The 1179-nt window shown below is 55.0% G+C and carries 1 protein-coding gene; it reads left to right on the plus strand.

Annotation, left to right across the window (positions count from 1 at the left end; translation table 11 throughout):
- Nucleotides 1-207 precede the first annotated feature (207 nt).
- The gene (locus tag N6G83_RS54360; protein ID WP_173409848.1) at nucleotides 208-1143 is read left to right on the plus strand and encodes an IS110 family transposase; all 936 of its coding nucleotides are present in this window, start codon (nucleotides 208-210) and stop codon (nucleotides 1141-1143) included.
- Nucleotides 1144-1179 lie beyond the last annotated feature (36 nt).

The following is a 1179-nucleotide window of genomic DNA, read 5'->3' on the forward strand; positions in this document are numbered from 1 at the left end:
CCCCTTGTATGTTTAAAGACACTTTAATTACCCGCCCAAAGGCGGGTAGACTTTAACCGAGTTGTACCTGACGCCACAGCCCGTTTCCCCTCTGGGACAACAAACCCGCGGGAGAGCTTATGGCGTGGCGTCAGTTTTCCTGTTAACCCGAACAGCTGCCAGGGCGGCATCAGCCAGCCCGTATCTTACAAGGCCGGGAGACTTGAAATGACTGAACATGCAACCGTCGGTATCGACATTGCCAAAGACACTTTTGACGTATACATCGACTCAACTCGTCAGCTTCTGCATCTGGATAACACACCGGAAGGCCATCAGCAGTTGCTGAGTGCGCTCTCTGCCATCACCGTCAAGCTTGTCGTGATGGAGGCGACTGGCCGATATCACTCATTGCTGGCCGCCACGCTTGAGTTGGCTGGGTTACCCGTGGCCGTGGTCAATCCACGCCAGGTGAAAAACTTCGCTCGTGCGTTAGGGACTCTGTACAAAACCGACCCGAATGATGCCCGTGTCATCTGCGAGTTTGGCCGGAGAATGGAGCCCGAAGCCCGTCCCACACCGGACGAACAGACGCAGCGTCTGGCCGGGATGGTGACCCGCCGTCGCCAACTGGTCGATAACAGGACCATGGAGATAAACCGCTACAAAAGCTGCGATGATGTGGTGGTCTCAGTGGGCATCAAGCGACATATCGACTGGTTGACAGCTGAAATCCGGGATGCAGATGACGACATCGACAGGCAAATAAAAGTGATGCCGCTGTGGCGGGAAAAGGCGACGCTGTTGGAGGAAGTCAAAGGTATCGGGCCGACAACGATGGCGGTGCTTCTGGCGATGCTGCCGGAGCTGGGGACACTGAATCGGCACAAGATAAGTGCGCTGGTTGGTGTGTGTCCTTACGCCCACGACAGTGGAAAAATGAAAGGGAAGCGAAGTATCTGGGGAGGGCGAAGCGCAGTGCGTTCAGCGTTGTACATGGCGACCTTGTCAGCAGTGCGGTACAACCCGACAATCCGGGCGTTCTACGAACGCCTGATAGGGCGTGGGAAAGCGTTCAAGGTGGCGGTGACGGCTTGTGTGAGAAAGCTGCTAACTATCCTGAATGCGATGCTGCGGGATAATAAAAAATGGGTGACAAATTAATCATCACCCGTTGACTTTAAACACAGCTGCTCTCCC

This window comes from Serratia sp. PL7, assembly GCF_945957435.1.

Excerpts from the sequence above, each read along its gene's own strand:
- N6G83_RS54360 (WP_173409848.1), top strand. The coding sequence starts at position 208 with ATGACTGAACATGCAACCGTCGGTATCGACATTGCCAAAGACACTTTT.